Source organism: Peptoclostridium sp. AF21-18, assembly GCF_003478825.1.
GTDB lineage: Bacteria > Bacillota > Clostridia > Peptostreptococcales > Peptostreptococcaceae > Peptacetobacter.
Window position 1 is genome coordinate 1 of record NZ_QUGE01000047.1, and the last position, 1878, is coordinate 1878.

A 1878-nucleotide genomic window follows, 5' to 3' on the forward strand; every position below is an offset into this window, starting at 1 on the left:
TGATGGGGTCCCAATTTGTTGAACTTTGTGAGATAGTAAAAAAACTATCTCACAATTTTTTTAAGCATCTGAAAGGCGAAGCCTATATTCAATAGGACTCATCCAACCAAGCTTCGCTTTAATTCTTTTTTCATTATAATATTTTATATAATTTTCAATAGCCAATTTTAGTTCGTTATAGCTATTATATACATATCCATAATAAATTTCTTGTTTCAATATACCAAAAAAATTCTCCATAACAGCATTATCAAGGCAATTTCCTTTTCTAGACATACTTTGAAAAATTCGTTCTTCTTTTAACTTATTTCTATATAAATGCATCTGATATGCCCAACCTTGATCTGAGTGAAATGTTCTTCTATACTTACAGTCGGATGTCACTTCTATAGCTTTATTTAGAGCAGATATTACATTATTTGCAGTTGGTCTTTCAGATATACTAAAACTTAATATTTCACTATTATACATATCCATAAACGCATCAAGATAGAGTTTTTTTACTATAGCTTCGCCATTTTTACCTTTTTCATAATACTTAAACTCTGAAGTATCAGTTGCTATCTTTTGATGAGGAACACTTGTATAAAATTTCTGTCTAAATCTATTCTTTGCAGTTTTACCTACATTACCTTTATATGAGTTATATTTACGACTTTTTCTTGAAAAGGATTTTACCTGTAGACCTAATTTTTTTACTATTCTATGTACTTTTTTTATGTTAACAAGCATAGTTTTTCTAAGTTCCCGATGTATACGTTTATATCCATAGTCTTTATGCTGAGCTCTAATTTCTAATATTAACTGTTCTATTTCCTGGTCTTTATTTTTTCTGTTAAATCTCTTTTGCCAATACATATATGTTGATTTTGGAAAATTGATAGCAGCAAGAATATCTTTTAATTTAAATAATCCTCGGAGATTATATACTATTCTTGCTATTTCTTCGGAAGTTGCTTTTCTTCTTCCAGATATAATCTCCTCTTTGCTTTTAAAAATTCATTCTGTATTCTTAGTTTAAGATTTTCTGCTTCGAGTTCTTCGATTCTTTTTAATGTTTTTTCATCTATATTATCTAATTTTCTTTTTTCACTTTTGGATTTAGCCATTCTTTATCATCCTTTCTTTTTACCTTCGGTTTTAAAGCACTAGTTCCATACCTTAGATACTTTATTACCCATAATCTTATTGTTGATCTATCGCTCATATTTAAATAGTCAGCTAGGCTTTGGTATGAAAAATTACCTTCTAAGTATAACTTTACCACACGCATTTTATATTCAAAAGAATAATTTCCTCTTTTAGGAGCTATTTTTGAATAGTCTCCGACTTTTCTAACGTAATCCATGTACCATTTAGATATGTCAGAACGAGAAGGAATATCATATTTTTTCATTAATGTTTTGCATTTACATTCTTCATCTATATATTCCTTAAGAACCCTTTGTTTAAACTCTTTGGAAAAAGTTCTTTTTTTAGGTCGAAGACATAACGATTCATCTCCGATTTCATTTATGAACTGCTTGAACCAATTAGATAGTGTACCTTTTTTCAAATCATATTTTATTTCTATTTCCTTTTGCATACATCCAGAAACAATGTATTCCTGAATAATTTTCAATTTAAATGTAGTTGTATACTTACTTTTAGTCTTCGACTTTTTTATTAATGCTAAATCCTTTGAGTTATTTTTATATTTTTCAATCCATTTGAAAACACTACTTTGTGATACACAATACTTTTTCGAAAGTTCACTTTGCGTAATTTCAGTATCGAAATATTCACTTGCAATTTTATTTTTAAAATCTTCGCTATATTTAGGCATAAAAAATACTCCAATCGTTAGATTCTTAAGTCCAACAAATTGGAGTACCTACA

At 28.1% G+C, this 1878-nt stretch carries 3 protein-coding genes; all 3 read right to left on the bottom strand.

Annotated features, from left to right (window positions below; all coding sequences use genetic code 11):
- Positions 1-60 precede the first annotated feature (60 nt).
- Genes DWX74_RS10855 through DWX74_RS10860 form a run of 3 tightly spaced genes read right to left on the bottom strand, consistent with a single transcriptional unit; the run spans position 61 to position 1825 of the window.
- The gene (locus DWX74_RS10855; protein WP_118549956.1) at positions 61-999 is read right to left on the bottom strand and encodes an IS3 family transposase; all 939 of its coding nucleotides are present in this window, start codon (positions 997-999) and stop codon (positions 61-63) included.
- The gene (locus tag DWX74_RS11145) at positions 939-1109 is read right to left on the bottom strand and encodes a hypothetical protein (protein ID WP_158573270.1); all 171 of its coding nucleotides are present in this window, start codon (positions 1107-1109) and stop codon (positions 939-941) included. Before DWX74_RS11145 ends, DWX74_RS10855 begins: the two co-directional genes overlap by 61 nt.
- Entirely contained in the window at positions 1076-1825 is a 750-nt protein-coding gene (locus tag DWX74_RS10860; protein WP_118549957.1) for a transposase, read from the bottom strand. The genes DWX74_RS11145 and DWX74_RS10860 overlap by 34 nt, the downstream gene beginning before the upstream one ends.
- Between the last annotated feature and the right edge of the window lie 53 nt (positions 1826-1878).